22 protein-coding genes are annotated in these 23,278 nt (G+C 37.6%); 12 read left to right on the forward strand and 10 right to left on the reverse strand.

Annotated features, from left to right (window positions below; all coding sequences use genetic code 11):
* The first annotated feature begins 84 nt into the window (after positions 1–84).
* The 9 genes from I600_RS15870 to I600_RS15910 all read left to right on the forward strand — a co-directional run bounded on the left by I600_RS15870 (position 85) and on the right by I600_RS15910 (position 11,766).
* Positions 85–534, forward strand: coding sequence for a hypothetical protein (locus I600_RS15870; protein ID WP_157490919.1), 450 nt, complete (start codon positions 85–87; stop codon positions 532–534).
* A gap of 321 nt (positions 535–855) precedes the next feature.
* On the forward strand, positions 856–2,496 hold the full coding sequence (locus I600_RS15875; RefSeq protein WP_058105549.1) for a TldD/PmbA family protein: 1,641 nt from the start codon (positions 856–858) through the stop codon (positions 2,494–2,496).
* A 25-nt stretch (positions 2,497–2,521) separates the two neighbouring features.
* A complete protein-coding gene (locus I600_RS15880) occupies positions 2,522–3,838 on the forward strand; it encodes a TldD/PmbA family protein (RefSeq protein ID WP_058105550.1) in 1,317 nt (438 codons plus the stop codon).
* Positions 3,839–3,932: 94 nt separating this feature from the next.
* Positions 3,933–4,553, forward strand: coding sequence for a DUF4159 domain-containing protein (locus I600_RS15885; protein ID WP_058105551.1), 621 nt, complete (start codon positions 3,933–3,935; stop codon positions 4,551–4,553).
* A gap of 12 nt (positions 4,554–4,565) precedes the next feature.
* Positions 4,566–5,570 carry an AAA family ATPase gene (locus I600_RS15890; RefSeq protein ID WP_058105552.1) on the forward strand — a complete coding sequence of 335 codons (1,005 nt, stop codon included), beginning with the start codon at positions 4,566–4,568 and terminating at the stop codon, positions 5,568–5,570.
* Positions 5,571–5,591: 21 nt separating this feature from the next.
* Positions 5,592–6,491: a DUF58 domain-containing protein gene (locus I600_RS15895; RefSeq protein WP_058105553.1), complete on the forward strand. Its 900-nt coding sequence runs from the start codon at positions 5,592–5,594 to the stop codon at positions 6,489–6,491.
* Position 6,492: 1 nt separating this feature from the next.
* Positions 6,493–7,788 carry a BatA domain-containing protein gene (locus I600_RS15900; protein ID WP_058105554.1) on the forward strand — a complete coding sequence of 432 codons (1,296 nt, stop codon included), beginning with the start codon at positions 6,493–6,495 and terminating at the stop codon, positions 7,786–7,788.
* Complete coding sequence (locus I600_RS15905; protein ID WP_058105555.1) at positions 7,788–10,025, forward strand: hypothetical protein; 2,238 nt, start codon at positions 7,788–7,790, stop codon at positions 10,023–10,025. Before I600_RS15900 ends, I600_RS15905 begins: the two co-directional genes overlap by 1 nt.
* Positions 10,018–11,766, forward strand: coding sequence for a hypothetical protein (locus I600_RS15910; protein WP_058105556.1), 1,749 nt, complete (start codon positions 10,018–10,020; stop codon positions 11,764–11,766). Before I600_RS15905 ends, I600_RS15910 begins: the two co-directional genes overlap by 8 nt.
* Before the next feature lie 13 nt (positions 11,767–11,779).
* Here I600_RS15910 and I600_RS15915 read toward each other — a convergent pair whose 3' ends face one another.
* From I600_RS15915 to I600_RS15935, 5 genes are all read right to left on the reverse strand, one after another.
* On the reverse strand, positions 11,780–12,193 hold the full coding sequence (locus I600_RS15915; protein ID WP_058105557.1) for a DUF6691 family protein: 414 nt from the start codon (positions 12,191–12,193) through the stop codon (positions 11,780–11,782).
* Position 12,194: 1 nt separating this feature from the next.
* Positions 12,195–12,755, reverse strand: coding sequence for a YeeE/YedE family protein (locus I600_RS15920; RefSeq protein ID WP_058105558.1), 561 nt, complete (start codon positions 12,753–12,755; stop codon positions 12,195–12,197).
* Positions 12,756–12,821: 66 nt separating this feature from the next.
* Entirely contained in the window at positions 12,822–13,841 is a 1,020-nt protein-coding gene (locus I600_RS15925) for a cytochrome d ubiquinol oxidase subunit II (RefSeq protein ID WP_058105559.1), read from the reverse strand.
* A complete protein-coding gene (locus I600_RS15930; protein WP_058105560.1) occupies positions 13,838–15,151 on the reverse strand; it encodes a cytochrome ubiquinol oxidase subunit I in 1,314 nt (437 codons plus the stop codon). Before I600_RS15930 ends, I600_RS15925 begins: the two co-directional genes overlap by 4 nt.
* Positions 15,152–15,263: 112 nt before the next feature.
* The gene (locus tag I600_RS15935) at positions 15,264–15,791 is read right to left on the reverse strand and encodes a DsrE family protein (protein ID WP_058105561.1); all 528 of its coding nucleotides are present in this window, start codon (positions 15,789–15,791) and stop codon (positions 15,264–15,266) included.
* A 178-nt stretch (positions 15,792–15,969) separates the two neighbouring features.
* Between I600_RS15935 and I600_RS15940 the strand changes: the two genes are divergently transcribed.
* Together I600_RS15940 and I600_RS15945 are read left to right on the forward strand one after the other, a co-directional pair.
* Positions 15,970–17,004 (forward strand): c-type cytochrome, encoded by a 1,035-nt coding sequence (locus tag I600_RS15940; RefSeq protein ID WP_058105562.1) that lies wholly within the window; start codon positions 15,970–15,972, stop codon positions 17,002–17,004.
* 4 nt (positions 17,005–17,008) lie between these two features.
* On the forward strand, positions 17,009–18,346 hold the full coding sequence (locus I600_RS15945) for an OprD family outer membrane porin (protein WP_157490921.1): 1,338 nt from the start codon (positions 17,009–17,011) through the stop codon (positions 18,344–18,346).
* A 42-nt stretch (positions 18,347–18,388) separates the two neighbouring features.
* Here I600_RS15945 and I600_RS19010 read toward each other — a convergent pair whose 3' ends face one another.
* Positions 18,389–18,595, reverse strand: a complete 207-nt coding sequence (locus I600_RS19010) for a YgaP family membrane protein (RefSeq protein ID WP_071342453.1) — start codon at positions 18,593–18,595, stop codon at positions 18,389–18,391.
* 238 nt (positions 18,596–18,833) lie between these two features.
* Here I600_RS19010 and I600_RS15950 point away from each other — a divergent pair, with 238 nt between their 5' ends.
* On the forward strand, positions 18,834–19,730 hold the full coding sequence (locus I600_RS15950; protein ID WP_058105564.1) for a sterol desaturase family protein: 897 nt from the start codon (positions 18,834–18,836) through the stop codon (positions 19,728–19,730).
* A 13-nt stretch (positions 19,731–19,743) separates the two neighbouring features.
* Here I600_RS15950 and I600_RS15955 read toward each other — a convergent pair whose 3' ends face one another.
* The 4 genes from I600_RS15955 to I600_RS19015 form a co-directional block, all read right to left on the reverse strand.
* A complete protein-coding gene (locus I600_RS15955) occupies positions 19,744–21,153 on the reverse strand; it encodes an MBL fold metallo-hydrolase (protein WP_058105565.1) in 1,410 nt (469 codons plus the stop codon).
* An 82-nt stretch (positions 21,154–21,235) separates the two neighbouring features.
* Entirely contained in the window at positions 21,236–22,036 is an 801-nt protein-coding gene (locus I600_RS15960) for a sulfite exporter TauE/SafE family protein (protein WP_058105566.1), read from the reverse strand.
* A gap of 69 nt (positions 22,037–22,105) precedes the next feature.
* Positions 22,106–22,738 (reverse strand): Crp/Fnr family transcriptional regulator, encoded by a 633-nt coding sequence (locus tag I600_RS15965; RefSeq protein WP_058105567.1) that lies wholly within the window; start codon positions 22,736–22,738, stop codon positions 22,106–22,108.
* A 7-nt stretch (positions 22,739–22,745) separates the two neighbouring features.
* Positions 22,746–23,135: a DUF983 domain-containing protein gene (locus I600_RS19015; protein ID WP_082643006.1), complete on the reverse strand. Its 390-nt coding sequence runs from the start codon at positions 23,133–23,135 to the stop codon at positions 22,746–22,748.
* Positions 23,136–23,278: the final 143 nt, after the last annotated feature.

The raw sequence follows: 23,278 nt of genomic DNA on the forward strand, positions 1-23,278 counted from the left end.
ATCACAATGAATTTTTACAATACATTTTATGTTTTCTTATTCTTTTTAATTTTTCAAAATGTTTATTCACAAGATACATTAGATATGAAAGAGGTTTACATTGAAAATGACTTGGTCTATAAGTATTCAGGCAACGTTCGGTTTACTGGAGTTGTGCAGTTAAAAAGAAAAAAAGATGAAGTTTATTTTGAAGAAGTGTATAATGATGGAATAATTTTATATGATTATCAATATATAAAAGGTTCAAACAGAAGATTGATTTATCAAACCAATTATAACCGATATAAGCCTTGGTCAAAAGAAAAAGAATATTATTATCCAAAATCGGGTAAATGGACTCAAATAACAAGCTATGACCAAAACGGGAAAAAGATCTTGGTTGAACAGTTTGAAAAGGAAGAACTAATTTACAGCTGTCAATATTCTGGTAAGAAAAAAGATGGGCAGGAGGTTTGTTATGATAAACATGGTAATAAATTGATAAATCAGTATGTAAATGGAAAAATCTTAAAGAAAAATGGATACAGAGAATAATTTTCTACACTTTACTTTTGCATTTAAAAAAGAACACTAATTACCTTTTTAAATATTCTTCCGAAGTACAAAAAATCACCACCCCATTTTTATATAATTCTCAAAAGCAGCATTAAAAGTTATATTTTATGTTAAGGTTAACATAATTGTATCTAAAGCCTAACTATTTTTAGGGAGCACGAATAATTCAGTTAAAAATATTTCTAGCTCAATCGCGAGAAGAACTCAATAAGGTAGTTCAATTTTCATATGATTAAGTTAGAAATAGTTGTTTTCTCAAAGAACAACGCTAACAACATTGAAACACTATAAAACTAACACATGAAAAGAAGAGATTTTGTACAGTACGCCGGGTTGGGTGCCGGAGCATTGATGATGCCATCATTATTGCTAGGTAACGACATCCCTACAGAGGCGTTACTGGAACCAGGTATGGATGCCTTGGTGAAAAAACGAATGGCAGATGTTGCCTTAAATACTGCCAAATCATTAGGCGCTACCTATGCAGATGCCCGTATTGGCAGGTATTTAAATCAGTATGTATTCACTAGGGAAGACAAAGTTCAAAACGTGGTCAATACAGAATCTTTCGGTATAGGTATACGTGTAATCGCTAACGGTACATGGGGTTTTGCCTCTACCAATAGTGTTACCGAAGATGGTATTAAAAAAGCGACGGAGCAGGCAGTTGCCATAGCAAAAGCTAACTCTAAAATTCAAAAAGAACCGGTGAAGTTGGCTCCCGTAAACGCATACGGAGAGGTGTCTTGGAAGACACCGATCAAAAAGGATTTTAAGGAAGTTCCGGTTTCGGAAAAGGTAGATCTTTTGCTAAGTGCAAATGCCGCTGCTTTGGATAACGGAGCAAACTTTGTGAACTCTGCCTTATTTATGGTCAACGAACAAAAGTACTTTGCTTCAACGGACGGTTCTTATATTGATCAGGATATTCACCGCTTGTGGCCAACACTCCGAGTAACTGCTGTAGACAAGGCTGCCGGTACTTTTAAGACTAGGGAGAATATGAGTGCTCCCGTAGGTATGGGCTATGAGTATTTAGACGGATTGGAATCTGAGAAAATTGATGGTCCTGCTGGATTGCGTTTATATAGAAACAGCTATGACATGGTAGAAGATGCCACTATCGCAGCAAAACAGGCAAGAGAAAAATTAACGGCAAAATCTGTTGATGCCGGTAAGTACGATTTGGTTTTAGAACCGAATCACCTTGGGTTAACAATACATGAGTCTGTGGGTCACCCATTGGAATTGGACCGTGTATTGGGTTATGAAGCTAACTATGCAGGTACAAGTTTTGCCTCATTGGATAAATTAAAATCGGGCAACTTTAAATATGGTAGCGACATTGTAAACCTTGTTGCGGATAAGACCCAAGTGGGTTCTTTAGGCGCTGTAGGTTATGATGATGAAGGTGTGAAAGCAAAAAAGTGGGATTTGGTACGAAACGGCGTATTGACAAATTTCCAAGCCATACGTGACCAAGCACATATGATCGGGGAAGAGGAATCTCACGGTTGTTGCTATGCACAAAGTTGGGACGATGTTCAGTTTCAGCGTATGCCAAACGTATCATTAGAGCCAGGTAAAGAAAAGTACTCTATTGCCGAAATGATAAAGGATGTAGAAAAAGGTATTTATATTGCTGGTAGAGGTTCTTACTCAATTGATCAGCAACGTTATAATTTCCAGTTTGGTGGTACTGTTTTTTACGAGATTAAAAATGGTGAAATTGTAGGTATGTTAGAAGATGTAGCCTACCAAAGTAACACCCAAGAATTTTGGAATTCATGTGTTAAGATTTGCGATAAGGATGATTACCGTTTGTTCGGTACGTTCTTCGATGGTAAAGGGCAGCCTTCTCAGGTGAGCGCTGTATCTCATGGTAGTTCTACTGCCAGGTTCAATGATGTAAACGTAATTAACACAGGTAGAAACATTTAATTGTTTCACTCTAAAAAGAACAACAATGGCAATTTATACAAAAGAAGAAGCAAGAAAAATATTGGAGAAGGCATTGAGCTTTTCCAAAGCTGATACCTGCGAGATTAATTTAAGCGGGTATAATAGTGGTAATATAAGATATGCAAGAAATACAGTATCTACATCGGGGTACAGTTCTAACCAAAGCTTGGCGGTACAGTCTAGCTTCGGTAAAAAATCAGGTACGGCAACTATTGATGAGTTCGATGATGCATCATTGGAAAAAGTAGTGAGAAGGGCTGAGGAGTTGGCACAACTTTCTCCTGAGAATCCGGAGTTTATGGAGCCTTTAGGTCCGCAAGAGTATGATGAATCAATCACATATAGCGAGTCAACAGCAAACATAACGCCGGAGTATAGAGCAGAAGTAGCCAGTAGCAGTATTGTACCTGCAGCTGCAAAAGATGTTACCGCAGCAGGATTTTTAAATGATTCGGCAGGTTTTAGCGCTATGATCAACTCTAAGGGGTTATTCGCTTACAATCAATCTACAGATTTAGAGTTTACAGTAACCATGCGTACCAATGACGGTACCGGTTCTGGTTGGGTAACAAGAGATTTTAACGATGTAGATAAGTTCGATGCTGAAGAAGCTGCAAAGACCGCAATTGATAAAGCAGTACTTTCAAGAGAGGCGAAAGCAATTGAGCCAGGGAAATATACGGTGATATTAGAGCCAGCAGCTTCGGCAGATTTATTACGTAACATGTTTCGTTCTTTAAATGCGCGTTCTGCAGATGAGGGAAGAAGCTTTATGTCCGCTCCTGAAGGTAAAAATAAGATTGGGGAGAAAATAGTGGATGAGCGCGTCAATATTTATTCAGACCCATTGCACCCAGAAGTACCTACAGCTACTTGGAACGGAGAGGGGCAACCTATAAAAAAGACAAGTTGGATTGAAAACGGAGTGGTTAAAAATTTGGCGTATGACCGTTTTTGGGCAAAGGAAAAAGGTGTGGAGCCAGTTCCTTTTCCGTCGAACGCAATTATGGCTGGTGGCGATGCCAGTTTAGAGGATTTGATCAAGAGCACTAAAAAAGGAATTTTGGTAACACGTTTATGGTACATCCGTAGCGTAGATCCACAGACCTTGTTATATACGGGACTTACCAGAGACGGAACGTTTTACATTGAAAACGGTGAAATTAAATATCCTGTAAAAAACTTCAGGTTTAATGAGAGTCCGATCATCATGCTGAACAATTTAGAAACGCTTGGAAAACAAGTACGTATCAACGGTAATTTAATACCCTATATGAAGGTGCGCGACTTTACGTTTACCAGTCTTTCAGATGCGGTTTAAGGCATCATAAAGCACTATAAACTGGTTGATTGTGACATTTCACATCAGCCAGTTTTCTTTTTTCAAGCGGAATAAAAACACTAATTATTTGCCCTTGAGCAACGAATTTTTCTTTACGAGATTACAGTATGAGTCCGGCGACTGGGATGTGGATCAGCGCATGCCATCCAATCTGTTGAACTCATTGGTTGAGTACACCACCTTGAAAGTAGATACGCAAGAAAAGATAATCACCTTGGCAAGCGATGATATTTTTAAGAGTCCGTTTTGCTATATCTCAGGTCATAAGTTGGTGGAGTTCACTAAAAAGGAAAAAGAGAATTTTGAGAAGTATGTGCGCAACGGAGGCTTTGTTTTTGCCGATGACTGCAATCATGATATAGACGGCTTGTTTGCAAAATCTTTCGAGCGACAAATGGAAGAAATATTTGGTCCGTCCGAATTAAAAAAAATACCCAATGACCATGAAATCTATACCATGTTCTTTGATTTTGAAGACGGTCCGCCCACCACATCGCAAGAGCTGAACGGCTGGGGCGATGATTTGGTGCATGATTATTTAAAGGCAATAGTCATCAATGGTAGAATAGGAGTGCTGTACAGTAATAAGGATTACGGTTGCGAGTGGGATTATGATTTTAGAAACAAACGTTGGTACAAAATAGACAATACACGGTTTGGGGTCAACATTGTCATGTATGCCCTAACCTCATAAACATATTTTTGAATGGATAAAGAATTACAACGCATTGCAGATGAGGTAGAAATGCTTTCCGGTAAATTAAGTGCCTTAAAGCAAGAAATCGGGAAAGTGATTATTGGGCAAGAAGAAACCGTATCACAATTACTAATCACGTTTTTAGCCGGTGGTCATGCATTGTTAGAAGGGGTTCCCGGTTTGGCAAAAACACTAATGATCAGGACTTTGGCAAATGCCATCGATTTAAAGTTTAAAAGAATACAGTTTACGCCGGATCTAATGCCTTCGGATATTATTGGGACAGAGATTTTAGAAGAAGACCATACTACGGGCAAAAAGTTCTTTAAGTTTAATAAGGGTCCTATTTTCTCTAATATTATCCTTGCGGATGAAATTAACCGTACACCACCAAAAACACAAGCTGCATTGTTGGAAGCTATGCAGGAGTTTGAGGTAACTTACGGAGATAAAACCTATCCGTTAGATAAGCCATTCTTTATTCTGGCTACACAAAACCCAATAGAACAATCAGGAACATTTGTTTTACCCGAAGCACAGCAAGACAGATTCTTGTTGTACATAAAAATAGGATATCCAACACAGCAAGATGAAGAAGCTATTTTAAAAGCGACAACGGGTACTTTTAAAAAGAAATTGAACCGAGTAATATCGGGTGATGATATCGTGCGTTTACAGCAGCTGGTAAGAGAGGTATCGATCAGTGATGCGCTCATCAGTTTTGTGAGTGATATCATCAGGGCAACCCGCCCAGAAACCACGACCGATGCGTATGTAAAAGACTGGGTAGATTGGGGTGCAGGTCCGCGTGCTGGTCAAGCTATGATTTTAACGGCAAAGGCTAATGCCTTGTTAGAAGGTAGGTTAGCGGTAACATTAGATGATATTAAAGCAGTGGCATTGCCCGTACTTAGACATAGGGTTTTAGTGAATTTCAGGGCAGAAGCGGAAGGCATTACGTCTGATAATGTGGCAACCCATTTACTGAGTGCCATTCAACTAAGAGGTAAATAATAACTCTCGATTATCGAGTTTATGGCAAAACAGGACTATCAAGATTTATTAAAACCAGAGGTCATCAATACAGTTGAGGGACTTTCCTTAATATCGCGCATTGTGGTAGAGGGCTTTACGGCGGGTTTAAATAGAAGTGCCAGTGTGGGTCCTGGAATGGAATTTAGTCAGTACAGAGGTTATGAGCCCGGTGACGATTTACGGCTGTTGGATTGGAAAATGTTGGCACGATCGGGCAGGTATTACATCAAACAGTCAGAAATTGAGAGTCAGGTAATCATTAAGTTTATTGTAGATACCAGTGCATCTATGTTGCACAAAGAAACCGAATTGTCAAAGGTGGATTTTGTTCGCGTGTTGGTGGCTACCTTAGCGTATTTGGCGCATAAGCAAGGTGATGCCGTGGGCTTATTCGCTTTAAATGAAAAAGATGCAGTTAGCATATATCCTAAAGCGGATAAAAAGCATTACAACAGGTTGCTTTTAGAGTTGATTAAACTCTCAAACACTGGAAAGTGGCCGGCAGCCCATATTTCAAACAAACGCATTCCGAACAGAGGAGGGAAGGAGCTAATTTTTTTCTTGACGGATATGTATGAAACCGGTGAAGAGATTTCAAAATTTATAAAGGGACTAAAATCTGCCAAGAACGAGGTGGTGGTTTTGCAAATTATGGGTGCTGCGGAAATGGATTTCAATTACGGTGCTAATATCACCTTTGAGGATTGGGAAACTGGGGCAAGAATAAAGGTAGATACGCAGCAGGCAAAAACCGAATACTTGATTGCTCTTGAAAACAGATTGAAATGTATAAAAGAAGAATTGCTGTCTAACGGAATAGACCATCATGTGTTTAGAATGGATGCACCTTTGGGCGAAGCGCTTCAGTTATTTTTAAAACAACGAAAAAGAATCGGTTAGTATGTCATTTGCACATCCTTCATATCTATGGGCTTTATTGGGACTTCTGGTTCCCATAGCCATCCATTTATGGAGTAAAAAGGAAGCAAAAACCATAAAAATTGGTAGCGTACAGTGGTTATCAGAATCAAAATCAAAACAATCTAGCAGTATTCAATTGAATGAATGGTGGTTGTTGGTATTACGCATAGGCATCATTTCGCTATTGGTATTGTTGATGGCAAAACCACAATGGCATTCAAAAGTGAGTACTACATCCCTGACCTATATTATTGAACCAGAGCTGGTACAGCATACTGGTTTTATGTCTCGCTTCAATGAAATAAGCGATGATCAAGAAATTAGACGGTTGCAAAAAGGCTTACCGTTAAAGGAAAATGAACAAGACATAACTACGCAGCATTTCTTACCTGATTATTGGGCTTTGACATCTGAAATGGATGCCCTGCATACCGATAGTATTGTTGTCTTTACCAAGGGTTTTGCAAAGGGATTAAAAGGAGCCAGACCAGAAACCAAGCATAAGATGCATTGGGTAGTCATTGATTCCGCATTAGCGAAAGAGACACCATTATTAGCCTATAAAAAGAAGAACGGTTTACAATTATTTTCCGGAAAGAGTACTCCGTTTGACACCAAAGTCAGCAAAAAAAATATCAACTTAGGCGATGAATTTACGCTTAGCAATAATGGGTATAGCTTAGTAATTGCAGGAACGAATCCGTCTAAGAAAATTCCTTTGTATGTTCAGAAACCCATTAAAATAGCTCTTCATTATACCGATAGTTTACAGAATGATAAGACATTTATAGAAGCAGCGTTAAAGGCACTTTCCATTTATTCGGATAGGGAGATTCAGGTGCAATCTAGCTTAGATACTGAAGTAGTATCGAACAAAGAAGTAGATGCGATGATCTGGCTGAGTGCAAAACCTGCTCCTAAAACGACTAAAAAGTTACTAGCTTTTAAAGAGGATGCGCTATCAAAATCAATGATAATTTCCGGTGTAGCCGAGCATATGTTCTATTTGACCAAACGCATAAACTCAGAGAATGCGGTAACGGAGCGATTAACGGAGCAATTGTTGCAAATGCTGGATATCAATGGTGAAGTTGAAAAATTTATAGCTGAGGTAGATCATCGTTCGGTAACTGCGGCAGAATTGGAAACCACAGTTATTGATACTAAGAAATACGAAAAGCAATTGGCAAGTCAGCATGTGAATCCGTACTTATGGTTTATACTTCTAGTATTGTTATTGGTAGAACGCTTTGTAGCATATAAACGCAAACAGTGATGGAGCAGGGTAAGTTGCATTTAGTCAAATTTCAAAAGCGATGGCAGTTATTGTCATACGCCGAGGCTGTTCTGTATGCCTTGGGCATTGCCGTGCTATGCTATTTTATTACTGAAACTGTATGGTTTGGCTTGGCATTATTTATTATTAGCTTATTATTTTTTGTCTTCATAAAAAAGCCTTGGAAGCATAATTTGAACGCTACCAGTTCATATATAGATGCTCACGTTTCAGAAGCATCCTTTAGTACGGGACTGCTGTTACAAACAGAGGACAATTTATCCAATTTAGCCAAGCTACAGCGCTATAAAGTATCGGAAGTATTGACACAAAAATTAGGTGCTATAACTCCGCCGAACGCTTTAAAACAAGCTTTTTTAGTGATGTTCGGCTGTATAGCTCTTGGTTTTATATTTCATAAGTTAAGTGTTTTTAATGGCGTTAATGAGGTATTGAACAATCCGAAAAATACCGGGCAAATTCAATTTGTGGCAACGGATAGTATACAAGTTAAAAGCAGTATACCGGCAATTGAAAAGCAGGAAATACGGGTTATTTATCCATCGTACACAAGATTGGGGAGTAAGACTACAGCAGACCCAAATATAAAGGCTGTTGCCGGAGCTAAAATTCAATGGAGGTTACAATTTGATGCCACAGTTGTAGCACCGGTATTAGATGTGATGGGCGAGTTAAAGCCCATGCAAAAATCAGAAACAGGTTATCAAGTGCAATTGCCTTTAACAGCATCAGGTTTTTATAGTTTCAAATTTCAAAATGAAGAAGGAACAGAGTTTACATCCGATTTATTTTCTTTGGAGGCTGTAGCGGATAATCCGCCAGAAATAGAGATTTTAGGATTGGAGCAATACACCTATTTTGATTTTTCCGATAAAAAATTGGTAGAACTGCAAAGTACCATTACAGATGATTTTGGAATTGATGAAAGCTATATTATTGCAACGGTAAGTAAAGGAACGGGAGAGTCTGTAAAGTTTAGGGAAGAAAAATTGAATTTTAAGGAAGCCATTTCAAAAGGAACCAAATCTATACGAGCCACCAAAACACTAGATCTGAATGCCTTGAAAATGGAAGGCGGCGATGAGCTTTATTTTTATATAGAAGCCTTTGATGAAAAACAGCCGAAACGTAATGTGGTACGTAGCGAAACGTATTTTGCAGTAATCAAAGATACTGTGGGAGAGCAATTTGGTGTAGAAGGAACTTTAGGCGTAGACCAAATGCCCGATTATTTTAGAAGTCAGCGACAATTGATTATTGACACTGAGAAATTAATAAAGGATAAACCCAGCATTTCAATTCAAGAATTTAAATCGAGAAGTAATGAATTGGGGTTTGACCAAAAAGCGCTGCGTTTAAAGTACGGACAGTTTATGGGCGATGAATCTGAGATGGAAGAAGCACCTGCCGTGATCGAAAGTCATGAAGAAGGTGAAGACCATGATCATGCTGAAGATCAAGAAAATATACTAAAAGAATTTATGCATGACCATGATGGTGATAACGAGCATAACTTGGTAGAACAGCATGGGCACGAACATGAAGAAACAAGCGAAGAACCAGAAGACCCTTTACATGATTACCTTCATAATCATGATGATCCAGAAGAATCTACCTTGTTTGAAGAATCGTTAAAAACCAAATTAAGAAAGGCGTTAAGTATCATGTGGGATGCCGAATTACATTTGCGATTGTATGAACCGGAGAAGTCATTACCGTTTCAATACGAGGCTTTAAAATATATTCAAGAAATTAAAAACAGTGCCCGTATTTATGTGCATCGCATAGGTTTTGATCCACCACCGATTAAGGAAGATAGCCGACTTACCGGTAAAATAAAGGACATTAAAAATTATAGTAAGAACGAAACTACTAGTGCAGATCTACCTTTTGAAGCCATTGAAAACGCAGTTAGCCGTTTGGAACAGTTGGTGCAAGGCGAACAGGAGTTTAAAGAGGATGATACTATACTCTTTACCGCTGCAGGCAATGAGCTGGCACAATTGGCAATAGACAACCCTGGTAAATATTTGCAGGTCTTGCAAGGCTTAAAAAGTATAGAGAACAACACAGGAAGAACCCTTGAAAATTACCGATTAGTTCAAAAAGGATTGTTACTGGCTTTGCCAAGTACCCCGCAGGTGCCCGGATCTGAAAAAGTGTACAGAGACGAAATCAATTCACTATTTCTAAAACAATTGGAAGTGTATGATTGATGGAATTTCGTTTGTACAGAAAGAATTGCTACTACCTATTATTTCAGGTGGTATATTGTTATTTGCTGCATTTATTTTTAAGGAATGGCAAACTCGAAACAAGGGCAGGTTTACTTTAAATGCTATAGTTGCATTTATAACGCTGTTCGCCTTAATTTTAATTATTTTAGAACCTAGCAAAGAAGTAGAAGTACAGCACAAGCAAGGACTACTTTTAACAGAGGGCTACCAAACGGCACAACAAGATAGTTTAGAGGCTATTTATGAGGGGATTCAAGTATTAGAATATAATCACAAGCAATCGGTTCGTAGGGCTTTAGATTCGCTCACAAGTCTGCTTGTTATTGGCGATGGAGTAGCACCCTATGATTTTTATAAGTTCGATAGTATTCCAACAAGTTATTTAGCTAACGAAATTACGCCAGGAATTACCAAGGTAAAGTTTAATGACCATCTTGTTTTAGGGGATGATTTAAAGCTAAACGGAACTTATGCTAAACCGAAGCCAGGTTCCATTTTAGTATTGCAAGATTCGCGAGGTAATGGTTTGGATTCTATACTTTTAAAAGACAAGAGTTCGCAAAATTTCTCTTTAAAAACAGTACCAAAAGTAAGTGGTGATTTTATTTTTCGATTATCCGAAAAAGATAGTGTGGGCAAGGTGTTAGCGTCGAATCCGCTCCCAATTACAATTCGTAAAAAAGAACCTATTCGTGTGTTGATCGTAAACACTTTTCCAACATTTGAAACAAAATACCTCAAGAATTTTTTAGCGGATCAGGGGTATGAAGTTACGGTTCGTAGTCAGTTGACAAAAGGCAAGTATAAGTTCGAGTATTTTAATACCAAAGCATCGCCAATTTATCAATTTACCGAGGGAAGCTTAAGTAAGTTCAATGTGGTTATTACAGATACCGAAACCTATTTCAATTTCGGAAAAACGGTAAAAAATCGCTTTGAACATAGGATACGTGAAAACGGATTAGGCTTGTTTATTCAACCAACCGAACTGCTGTTTAAACTTGGTATAGCAATGCCTTATTTTAGTTTTAAAAGCGATGGCGTAAATGAGGTGCAATTGCCCAATAGTACCGTTAACATAGAAAAATATCCATTTACATTTAATGAAACATTCGCTGTGAATGCTATAGATTCAAATGAACTTGGAAAATTATCGTATTACAAGCAATTGGGCTTGGGTAGAGTTGCAACCACAACACTGTTAAATAGTTATCAATTATTGTTGCAGGGAAAGGATCAAGCCTATAAAAGCATTTGGACTCAAATTTTAGATAAAATCGTACAACGAAAAGAACAGGCGGTAGCATGGCAATCGCAAACGGAATTGCCAAAAGTGGGCGAGCCTTTCTCTTTTGTATTACGTGCCGGTTTGGAAGATTTTCAGATAATAAATACTGAAGAAAAACGTATTCCATTGCTACAAGATGCAAGCGTATCTTTTAAATATTCGGGTACTACATATCCGAAGAAAGCAGGGTGGAATACTTTGGAAGTAGTAGGCGACAGTACCACTCAATTTTCCTATTACGTTTATGATGCCGATGATTGGAAATCTTTAAGTGCATCTCATAAAAGAGAAGCGAATACAAAACAGTTTGGCAATGCAATAAAAGAAAATAGGACAGTTATGGTGAACCGTCCTATATCGCTACTATTTTTTTATATCCTTTTTTTACTGGGGATTGGATGGTTGTGGTTATCACCAAAATTATCCGCCTAAAGTTAAATTAGTTTTAATGCGGTAGTTTGTCCTTTAGCAAACCGTAAACGAAAGTACCTAGAATAGCACTTGCAATTACGATTAAGATAGAAGAGTAACCAGCACCTACCAAAACATACATAGGACCAGGACAAGCACCTGCCAACGCCCATCCTAAACCGAATATGATACCACCGATCAAATAATTGGTCACACCTTTTCTTTTGGGATGCAAGTTCATTTCTTTTCCTCCAATGGCTTTGATGTTATTTCTTTTTATAATCTGAACGCCAACTACCCCTAGAACAAGTGCAGAGCCAATAATGCCATACATATGGAAAGAGCCAAACTGAAACATTTCATAAATACGAAACCACGAAGCAGCTTCAGATTTATACATGATGATGCCGAAAAATATACCTATGGTCAAATAACTTAAATACTTCATGTTAACTAAAAATTAGTGGGAATAAAAGGTGAATCATAACCAAGCCGCCAATAAAGAAACCAATCACGGCAATTAAAGAAGGCAACTGTAAATTACTTAGTCCGGATATAGCGTGACCACTGGTACAACCACCCGCATAACGCGCACCAAAACCAACCATGAATCCGCCTAAAATTAGCACGGCAAGTACAAATGGATCAGTTAAGTTTTCAGAGGCAAAAAGCTCCGTAGGTAAATAAGCTTCACCCGCGCTTTCAATTCCGTAATCCGTTGAAAGTTGTTGTGCAACTTCAGGATTTATTTTTACCGTATTGTTGGACATAAATTGAGAAGCGATAAATCCGCCAATAACAGCACCAAGAACAACAATTAGATTCCATCGTTGCGCTTTCCAATCGAACTTAAAGAAATCGGAATATTTTGCCGCTCCACCAATTGAACACATGGTTCTAAGGTTAGAAGACATGCCAAATTGTTTGCCTATGTACAGCAGTACAAACATGGTTAAGGCAATTAAAGGTCCGGCCACATACCATGGCCAAGGATCGTAAATCAAATTCATAGTCATATTTTGAAACGCAAAGAAATAGAATTTAAAACACTTGCTTGGTAACCAATGTTACACAAGTTAGCGCTCTAAGAGTTTGATCAATTTAAAAGATTTGAGTAAATGGAAAAGCCCCGGAATAATTAAGACACCGCCTACAAGTAAAGAAATGCCCAAAACGTTCATAACACTATCAGGAACAGGTTGATCATAAATGCTGATGCTACCTGTGGTAGTGAAAAGTATTTTTGGAAAATGAGTAATAGTAGCCGCAAATAGAATAAAGAATATTTGAATGCCTGCCAATGCCCTAGAAATGATTCTTCTACCGGATTTAATACTTTTCCATAGCGGAAACAATAAAATGCCGGAAACTATAATGGCAGAGATAGACCAGATGTTACTAATGAAATCTACAACAAAAGCGATACCTGACAAATACCCATATGCCAATGTTATAAAACCCAAAGAAACTACTACTATAGTTGCTATAGAGGCTTTTCTCATGTACATGGATTTACTGGTGTCATCTACCTCGCCAATTAGAAATACCGATGCCAAGAAAGCACAAAGGGCTGCATAAAAGAATCCCGTTAAAATGGAAAAAATATTGAACCAAGAGTGTACATAAACTTCCAAAAAACTATGGTTTTCCATTTGTGATGGATTAATAATGTCTCCACTGACCACGCCGCCCATGGTAAGGCCTAAGAATATTGGGGTAACTAGACTAGAGGTTTTAAACATCCAATCATATAAAATTTGAGAACTGTCTTTATAGGCATCATAATATCGAAATACAAAGGCAACACCTCTAAGGGTTATACCCAATAACACCAGGGTCAATGGAATATGTAGTGCGAGCACTAAAATGTTGTAGTAATGGGGGAAGGCAATCCATAGAATCACGATTAAAATAATAATCCAAATATGGTTGGCCTCCCAAACCGGACCCATTACTTGGTAGACGGTCTTCTTATTGATAGCTTGGTTTTCTTTAGAGGAGAACAACTCAATGATTCCCGCGCCAAAATCTGCTCCTGCCAGTAAAACGTAGAGCAATAAAGAAATGGCAAGAAAGGCTAGTACAACGTAGATCATGCTTCATTGGTTTTAACACTGTTCAAGAATTTAATTTGCCTTGCCATTAACCATGTTACCGCAATGGTCAATATGGTATATACAGCTATATAAGTGTACAAACTAAATACAATACCTGGCATTGGGGTAACGGCATCTTTGGTTTTCATAATGTTGTGTATGATCCAAGGTTGCCTACCAACTTCGGTAACGATCCAACCAGCTTCAAGGGCAACAAAGCCCAATGGAGCTAAAAGAGCAAACAACAACCAGAATTTTGGCATATTGAACCAAGATTTCTTTTTGTACTTGGCTACAAAAAATAGCATTCCCGCTATCATTAAAAGTGTGCCTAGTCCCACCATGGTCTGAAAAGCGTAATGGACCATGGCAACATTAGGTTGCTCATCTTTAGGGAAATCATTTAATCCTTTTACTTCGGCATTAAAATCACCAAAAGCAAGAAAGGATAGGGCATTGGGAATTTCCAGCTTGTACTTGACCTCTTGAGTTTCGTTATTCACAATTCCGCCAATATAGAGCGGAGCTCCTTTTTTGGTTTCGTAATGCGCTTCCATAGCAGCCAACTTAACGGGCTGCCTTTCTGCAATATCCTTGGCAGAAAGATCTCCGCTTAAGGGCTGTAGAATAGCAGCTATGGCGGCAAATGTTATGGCTATTTTAAATGCTTTCTTATGAAGCTCAACATTACGTTTTTTATAAACTTGGTAAGCATGAATACCTGCTACGGCAAAGCCTGTAGCCGTGAAAGCGGCTAAGGTCATATGCAAAGCTTGGGTAAACCATGCAGGATTAAATAGTGCTTTTACCGGATTTATATTTAAGAATTCGCCATTAATGTAATCAAAACCGGAAGGTGCATTCATCCAACCATTGGCGGAAACTACTAAAATACCGGACATTACTCCAGATATACCTACGATGATACCGGTGAACCAGTGAAAAGTTTCAGGAATTTTTTTCCATCCGTAAAGGTAAAATCCTAAAGCAACGGCCTCCACAAAAAATGCTGCACCCTCTAATGAAAATGGCATGCCAATAATAGGACCTGCATGTTTCATGAATTCAGGCCACAAGAGACCTAGTTCAAAGGAAAGTGCAGTACCGGATACGGCACCTGTAACAAAGAAAATGGCAACACCTTTTTGCCATGATTTTGTGAGTGTAAGGTAAATGGGATTGCGTGTATTCAACCATTTTTTGTGGGATACCACCATAAAAAATGGCATAACCATACCAATGCAGGCGAACACAATATGGAAAATAAGGGTAAACGCCATTTGTAGTCTTGCAGCATCTATATTTTCCATAATCCACCTGTTTTAAATATGGATATAAAGATACGAAACGGTGTGTTTTTCTTACGTTACAAAGGTTACCTAAATCAAAAGAAAAGTGTTAAAAATCCATATGATTCGCTGGTTATGGCATTAAGATATAACCATCTAATTGATAATTGGCCAGCACCATCATTGCAGAAAGACCAAGTTGTGTATTTGGGTTAAGATCTTCGGCTCCAATACCTCTAGAAGCTGTTGCTTGAGCGCAAACATAGAATTGTACTCCGTAGTCCTTTAAAAGCTGTATAACCTCTGCATTAGGGTTTTCTTTCTCATATTTCGCTTTATATTTTTCGTCGTTCAAAGCCGTGAATGTTGCACCACCATGTATGGCAGCAACAATATTTATATTGTCAGCGGAAACACCGCCCGAGCCTAACATGTTTATTAAACGGGCAATTTTAAAATAACCAATATTGGTACCATGCATTTCACGGTCATCCTTAAGGTCAAAAACGATGTTATATTTTTTAGAAGCATCGGGTTGAACTGCTACGTCCTTGAATTCTTTAATTTTTCCGTAACCGTTTATGATCGGGGTCGTCCATTCCTGAGCGGTAGTAAGTTGTATTGCCATAATTGTTATTAATAAAAGAAGCGCTTTTTTCATGTGTTTCGGTATTTATAATGATTGTAAACTGGTTTGAATCTAGAAGTACTAATTTCTACATTTTTGTATAGTAATGAAAGTAAGTTAATGTATTTAACGCAAGTGTAACTAGGGTTACTGTCATAATGGTGCAATAATTATAGATTCGTTATTTAAATTAGCGTTAGATTACATTTATATGGGTGATTTACGAATTTTGGCGAAACAACTTTTTAGGTTGTTTACAATTGTGTTTGTATTAATAGGTCTAATTTTTATTTGGCTTTTTACCTATGAACCCAATACTTCCGCTGGAGTTTCAAATGAAGGTGGAAAGGAAGAAGAAGTTGTTTGGCAACCTAAAAATCCCATTTCTGAAATAGAAAACATGCCTTTTGAAGTCAAAAAGGGATATTACCTAATATCGGAGACTTCAAGGTTTATGGGTCCTGGGGCAGCAAAAACCGAAGATAGGTATAGCGGTAACAACTTGGCATGTTCCAATTGCCACTTACAAAAAGGAGCCCAGGCAGGTTCAGGTTCTTGGGTGGGAATTTTAGAACGTTTTCCCCAATTTGGTGGTAGGGGCAATAAAATTGGAACTATAGAAGACCGTATTAATGGTTGTATGGAACGCAGTATGAACGGTAGAATGCTTCCGCCGGATTCAGATAAACTTGTGGCCATTGTTGCCTATATGAATTGGTTGAGCGAAGGCTTACCTGAAGATAGAAAGGCCGAGTTTAAAGGGTATCCAAAAATTAAGATTCCAAATGAAAAGGTAGATTTAGCAAAAGGTAAGCAAGTGTATACCAAAGAGTGTGTTATTTGCCATGGTGAAAATGGAGCAGGGGTTTTAAGTCTAGAGGATAACAATAGTTATACGTACCCACCATTGTGGGGAGAAGATAGTTTTAATGATGGAGCGGGTATGCACAGGGTAATTACGTCGGCGGAATTTATAAAGAGTAACATGCCCTATGTACAAGCCACTTGGGATAATCCTAAGCTAACCGATGAAGAAGCATACCATGTGGCGGGCTATATTAACAGCTTTAGCAGACCACATAAACTAAATACCGAAAACGATTATCCCGATAAAAAGCTAAAACCGGTATCTACACCCTACGGTCCTTGGGTAGATGATTTTACGCCCGAGCAGCATAAATATGGACCGTTTCCACCTATAATGGACTTCTACAAGGAGAAATACGGAATTACTAAAACAAAGTAGCCCCATGCGATTTGTATATCTGTTCATTATTTGTTTGCCTATATTTTCTATTGCTCAGGATTCTGTAGCAGTAAAGAAAATAGGAACCCTTTCAGGGCAATGGCGTACGTATTATATGATGACATCAAATAAGGGAGAGTTAAAAGACTTTAATGCTTTGGCAACCGGAGGTAAACTAAAGTATCAGTATAATTTATTGGAAAATTTAGAAATAGGCGCGGCATTGTATAATTCTACGAATTTAGGGTTACAAGATTTAACCATACCAGATCCCGCTACTGGCAGAATCAGTAGGTACGAAGAAGGGTTGTTCGATAGATTAGATTTGAATAACGATGCTGTTTTCTTACTAGGGGAATTATATGGGAAATATACATGGAACCATCATTCATTTGCATTGGGGCGAATGAAAATCAATACTCCTTTGATCAACCCCGAAGATGGCAGAATGATACCTACTTTGGCACAAGGTTTTTGGTATCGGTTTTATGCGGAAAAGGCAAAGTTTCAATTGGGCGTTTTAAATAAAATAGCACCGCGGTCAACCGGAGAGTTTTTTGATATAGGGGAAAGTATTGGTACCTATCCCGTAGGTAGAAATATTTATGGTAATACATCGGGGTATGGTGGTAATACTGAATCTGACTATGTATTAATGGCAAATGCTGAATTTAAGCTGTCAAAAGAATTTAGTGTAAATGTTTGGAACCAATATGTGGATAACGTCTTTAATGCTGTCTATATAAAACCTAAATTTAAAGTATCTAAAACTATTAGTTTAGAAGGGGAGTGGCTGCATCAAAATAAGGTAGGTGATGGTGGTAATACTATAGATTCTCTCAGGTATTACAATCAAAATTCATCGGACATATTAGGGTTAAAAATTGGGTATAAAAGTAAAGTAGGTTTACTATCATTAGGTTACGATAGAATATTGCCGGACGGTCAATTTTTATCACCTAGAGAGTGGGGTAGGGAAGACTTGCTCAGTTTTCAGAAAAGAGAACGTAGCGAAGGCTCAGCTGATAATCATGCACTAGTGTTCAACTATGTAAATACTTCTAATGTAATTGATGAAGAATTAAATCTAAAAACTATTTTAAGCATAGGAAAACATTGGAAGGGTAGCGTAACCGATGCTACTTTGAACAAATACGCATTACCAGATTACACCCATATTAATTTAGATGTTTTCTTTACGATTAAAAAGTTAAAACATTTACAACCAGAACTATTGATTACTTCTAAAATTGCAAATGGGAATATTCCGAACAACCCTAACCTATATTTCAATAAGGTTGATATGTTTCATTTAGATATAATTTTCAATTACAATTTTTAAACTATTCAACGGTATGGTAGTTAATGGTAAATATAATTAGCCCTACTTTCTCATTTTACAAGTATTTATCCCTAACAATGAATATAGCGGGCAAAAGCTTATAAAAGTAGTTAAGATTAAAACACCGGCCACTGCTGCCATTATATAGCCTAAAGTACCGGTAACAGTATCAGTATAGAACGTAGTCAACAATGCTACTGCGATAAAAAGTCTGATGAAACGGTCTGTGCTTCCCATATTTTTTTTCATAATATTAGTTTTAATGGTTTTTGATGTATTGTTATATGTAATGTTGTCCTAAGTTTTTAGACCTATATCAAAGGCAATGGTTATTCTAAATAACTACTAGCCAAAGTAGTATTAATTGAGCACCTTTGGTATGATATTCGTCATGTTCAAAATTGACCAAAAACAAGGAATTGTATTGTAACTTTGGTTACAGCACCATTAATATGAATAAGGTATTTTTGCAAAAAGTTAGAGGACAATGGAAGCATATGTAGAGGCCTTTTTAAATGCGATTACCGGAACGTTAAGTTGGACATGGAAATCTATCATTTTCAACGTTCCATGGTATCTAAACTATTTTTGGGGATTGATTTTGATTTCACTTATCGTCTGGATATTGGAAATTGTTTTTCCATGGAGAAAAAATCAAGGTGTTTTTAGAAAGGATTTTTGGTTAGATGGCTTTTATATGTTTTTCAACTTCTTTTTGTTTGCCATTGCCATAAGTGGAATTTACAAGATACTGGGGGTTTTCTTTGAAGATATAGGTATTAAAGCCAATAGTTTAGCACTTATAGATATCTCTAATTGGCCTATGTGGGGGCAATTATTACTGTTTTTTATCGTATTGGATTTTGTACAATGGTTTACCCATGTTTTGCTTCATAAATATGCATTTCTATGGAATTTTCACCAAGTGCACCATAGTGTAAAGGAAATGGGCTTTGCGGCTCATTTGCGCTATCATTGGATGGAGAATATATTCTATAAACCTTTAAAAACATTTGGGGTTATGATTCTTGGCGGTTTTGAACCGGAACAAGCTTATATTGTTCATTTTGCCGCTATAGCCATAGGTCATTTTAATCACTCTAATATTAAGATTACTTGGGGACCTTTAAAATATGTTTTAAACAATCCGGTAATGCATTTATACCATCATGCTTATGAACTTCCTCCAGGAACATATGGTGTAAATTTTGGAATTAGTTTAAGCCTTTGGGATTATATATTTAAAACCAATTACATACCCGAAGATAGTGGGAATGTAAGACTAGGTTATCCGGGAGATGACGATTTGCCCAAGAGCTTTTTTGGGCAACTGGTACACGGTTTTGCACCCAAAAAGAAAAGTCGGCCTACTAAGACCGACTAACTTTTTACTCAAATTATAATGTAGTCGGGCAAACAAATTCCGTTACGGGAACACCAGCTTCTTTTATTGCCGCAAATCCACCTTTGACATCAATGAAGTTATGTATACCTCTACTTTTTAAGATAGACGATGCTATCATACTTCTATAGCCACCTGCACAATGTAGGTAGAACAATTTATTGTCTGGAAACTTAGCTAAATGGTCATTAATGTAATCTAGCGGCGTATTAACAGCATCTATGATGTGTTCAGATAAAAATTCAGATTCTTTTCTTACATCAAAAACTGGAGGTTTCTCGGTCTCAATTGCTTTTTTAAGTCCGTCTGCATTAACCTGACTTACGGTGTCATACTCCATTGATGCATTTTTCCAAGCATCAAAACCTCCATCTAGGTATCCTAAGGTACCATCAAAGCCAACTCTAGATAATCTGGTGACCGCTTCTTTTTCCATACCTATAGGAGCAACTAATAAAATGGGTTGTTCTACATCGGCAATCAGGGCGCCCACCCAAGGTGCAAAACTTCCGTTCAATCCAATGAATATGGATCGTGGAACATGTCCTTTGGCAAAATCATCTTGATGGCGTACATCTAAAACAATGGCACCGGTTTCATTTGCTGCCGCCTCAAAAGCAGCTGGTGATAAAGCTCTTGTACCACGTTCCAAAACTTTTTTAACGTCCTCATAACCTTCTTTGTTCATTTTAACGTTCAATGGAAAATATTGCGGTGGAGGTAACAATCCGTCGATTACCTCATCAATAAACTCTTCTTTGGTCATATCCGCGCGCAAAGCATAGTTCATCTTTTTCTGGTTGCCTAGCGTGTCTACCGTTTCTTTCATCATGTTTTTTCCGCACGCAGAACCGGCTCCATGGGCAGGATATACAATTACGTCATCTGCCAGTGGCATTATTTTTTCTCTTAAACTGTCATACAAAAAACCTGCAAGATCACGCTCTGTAATTTCTCCCATTTTCTGTGCTAAATCTGGTCTGCCTACATCACCCAAAAACAAGGTGTCACCACTAAAAATGGCATGGTCTTTACCTTGTTCATCTTTTAGTAAATATGTTGTACTTTCCATTGTATGCCCAGGTGTGTGTAGTGCAATAATGGTAACATTGCCTAATGTGAACGATTCATTATCCTTAGCTATATAGGCATCAAACGACGGATTGGCCTGCGGACCATATATAATTTTTGCGCCGGTTTCTTTAGCTAACGTTACATGACCACTCACAAAATCTGCATGAAAATGCGTCTCAAAAATATATTTGATCTTGGCATTATTGGAATTTGCCTTTTTAATGTAAGGTTGTACCTCCCGTAACGGGTCAATTATAGCCACTTCACCATTACTTTCAATGTAATAGGCGCCTTGTGCGAGACAGCCTGTATATATTTGTTCTACTTTCATTGTACTATATATTTTGATTAATACCACAAAATTATCTTATGTAATGCAGGTGTACAGTGACATTGGTCACATAAGAAAAATTTTACCTAAAGAATTCCATGTAGAATATAAAAGCGGCCATTATTAATATGAAATAGCCAAAACCTTTCTTTAGTTTGTTACCGTCAATGAAATTGCTGAGGTAACTACCTATGAAAATGCCTATCAATGAAAGAAAGGTGAAAAGCGCTAAAAATTGCCAATCGATAGGCATAGTCATTGCATCACCTAATAAGAAACCCAACAAAGATTTTATAGCGATGATGATCAAAGAAGTGCCAACGGCAACCTTCATTTCAACGTTTGCTAAAATGACCAATGCCGGTATAATTAAAAATCCGCCTCCTGCGCCAATAAGTCCCGTAATACTGCCCACCAATAGACCTTCCAACAAAATTAGAGGGTAGTTATAGGTAACCGTTCCGGTATTCTCAATACAATTTTCTTTTTTTAGCATTGAGTAAGCTGCTGGGATCATTAAAATAGCAAATAGCCCAAACATGGCCATTCTACGTGTAAATTGAAAACTATCTATTTCGAATAAAATGTTAGGTAATGCCGGTACAACATAATGTCTTACCAAGGTTACACCTATAATGGCCGGAATACCAAAAACGATAGCGGTACGCCAATCTACGTAACCTTTTAAATGTTGTTTATAACCACCTACCAGTGCGCTTGCACCAACTATAAAGAGAGAATACGCAGTTGCAGCTTTTTCATTAATTGAAAAAAGATAGGCTAAAACGGGCACGGCAAGAATGGAGCCTCCCCCGCCAATAAGACCTAAAGATATACCAATAATTAGGGCGCTGATGTATCCTAGAATATGCAATACTTCCATGTAATTTATTTAGTAGCACAAAAGTAGAGCGGTGTGGAAACCTGTGCAGTAACAAAGGTTACAGAGGTATTATAAATCTAAAATTTTTAAATAGTTACGGTGTAGTTTTATTTTTCCCATTTCTTCCAACTTTTTTAAAAGTCTAGAAATTACGACCCTTGAACTATGTAGGTCATATGCAATTTCTTGATGGGTACTATGAATAATATCATCTTTTGTTACTCTGGCTTTTTCCTTTAAATAACCAATTAAACGTTCGTCCATTTTTTGGAACGCAATATTATCCAAGGTATTTAAAAGCTCATTTAATCTCTCATGGTAACTATTGAATACAAAATTTCGCCAAGACTTATATTTGGTAGTCCATTCTTCCATTTTTTGAATAGGCACCACGATCAGTTTGGTATCCGTTTCGGCTATGGCCCTAATTTCACTTTTATTATCTCCCATGCAGCAAGCCATGGTCATGGAACAGGTATCACCTTTTTCCAGATAGTATAGCAGTAGTTCATCGCCATCTTCATCTTCTCTTAAAATCTTAATAACACCAGAAATTAGTAAAGGCATACCCCTTACAAAGTCGCCGATCTCCATGAGTTTGAAACCTTCCGGCACTTCTTTGAACGTACCTACTTGAACTATTTCATTAATAAGCTCATTTTCGAATGTTTTACCATATGCTGCGGTCAAGTCTTGGATCATGTTCGTGTTAATTGATATTCTTAGCTATTTTCTTATCATAGGTAAAAAACATGTTTGCCCATATGGATTTTGAAACCGCCGCGATCCATGGCATTGTCAGTACTAGGACAACCACAATACTTATGAATAGGCTTACCAATGAAAGTTGTAAATTAAAAATCAAGGACAAAACATATGTTGCAACGGCAACGGCAATACCAACGGCATACGAAACATACATAGATCCGGTATAGAAACTGGGTTCTATGCTGTATTTTAACTTACACTTAGGGCAATGGTCTTTTACCTTGTTGAAATTACTTAATTTATAGGGATTAGCTTCAAAGAATTCCCCTTTATGGCATCTAGGGCATTTTAAAAAGAGGATACTGTACAATTTAGAGCCTTTTAAAAACATAGAAGTACTTTATATATCAAAACTATGATAACTGAATATGCTATACGGTAACATTGGTTACATAGCATGTTTTAAACTGTTTTAATGTTCATGAAAAGTTAGGGGTATTACTTTTCTATTGAACTGATATAAATCATATTTTT

This window comes from Maribacter dokdonensis DSW-8 (assembly GCF_001447995.1).
GTDB lineage: Bacteria > Bacteroidota > Bacteroidia > Flavobacteriales > Flavobacteriaceae > Maribacter > Maribacter dokdonensis.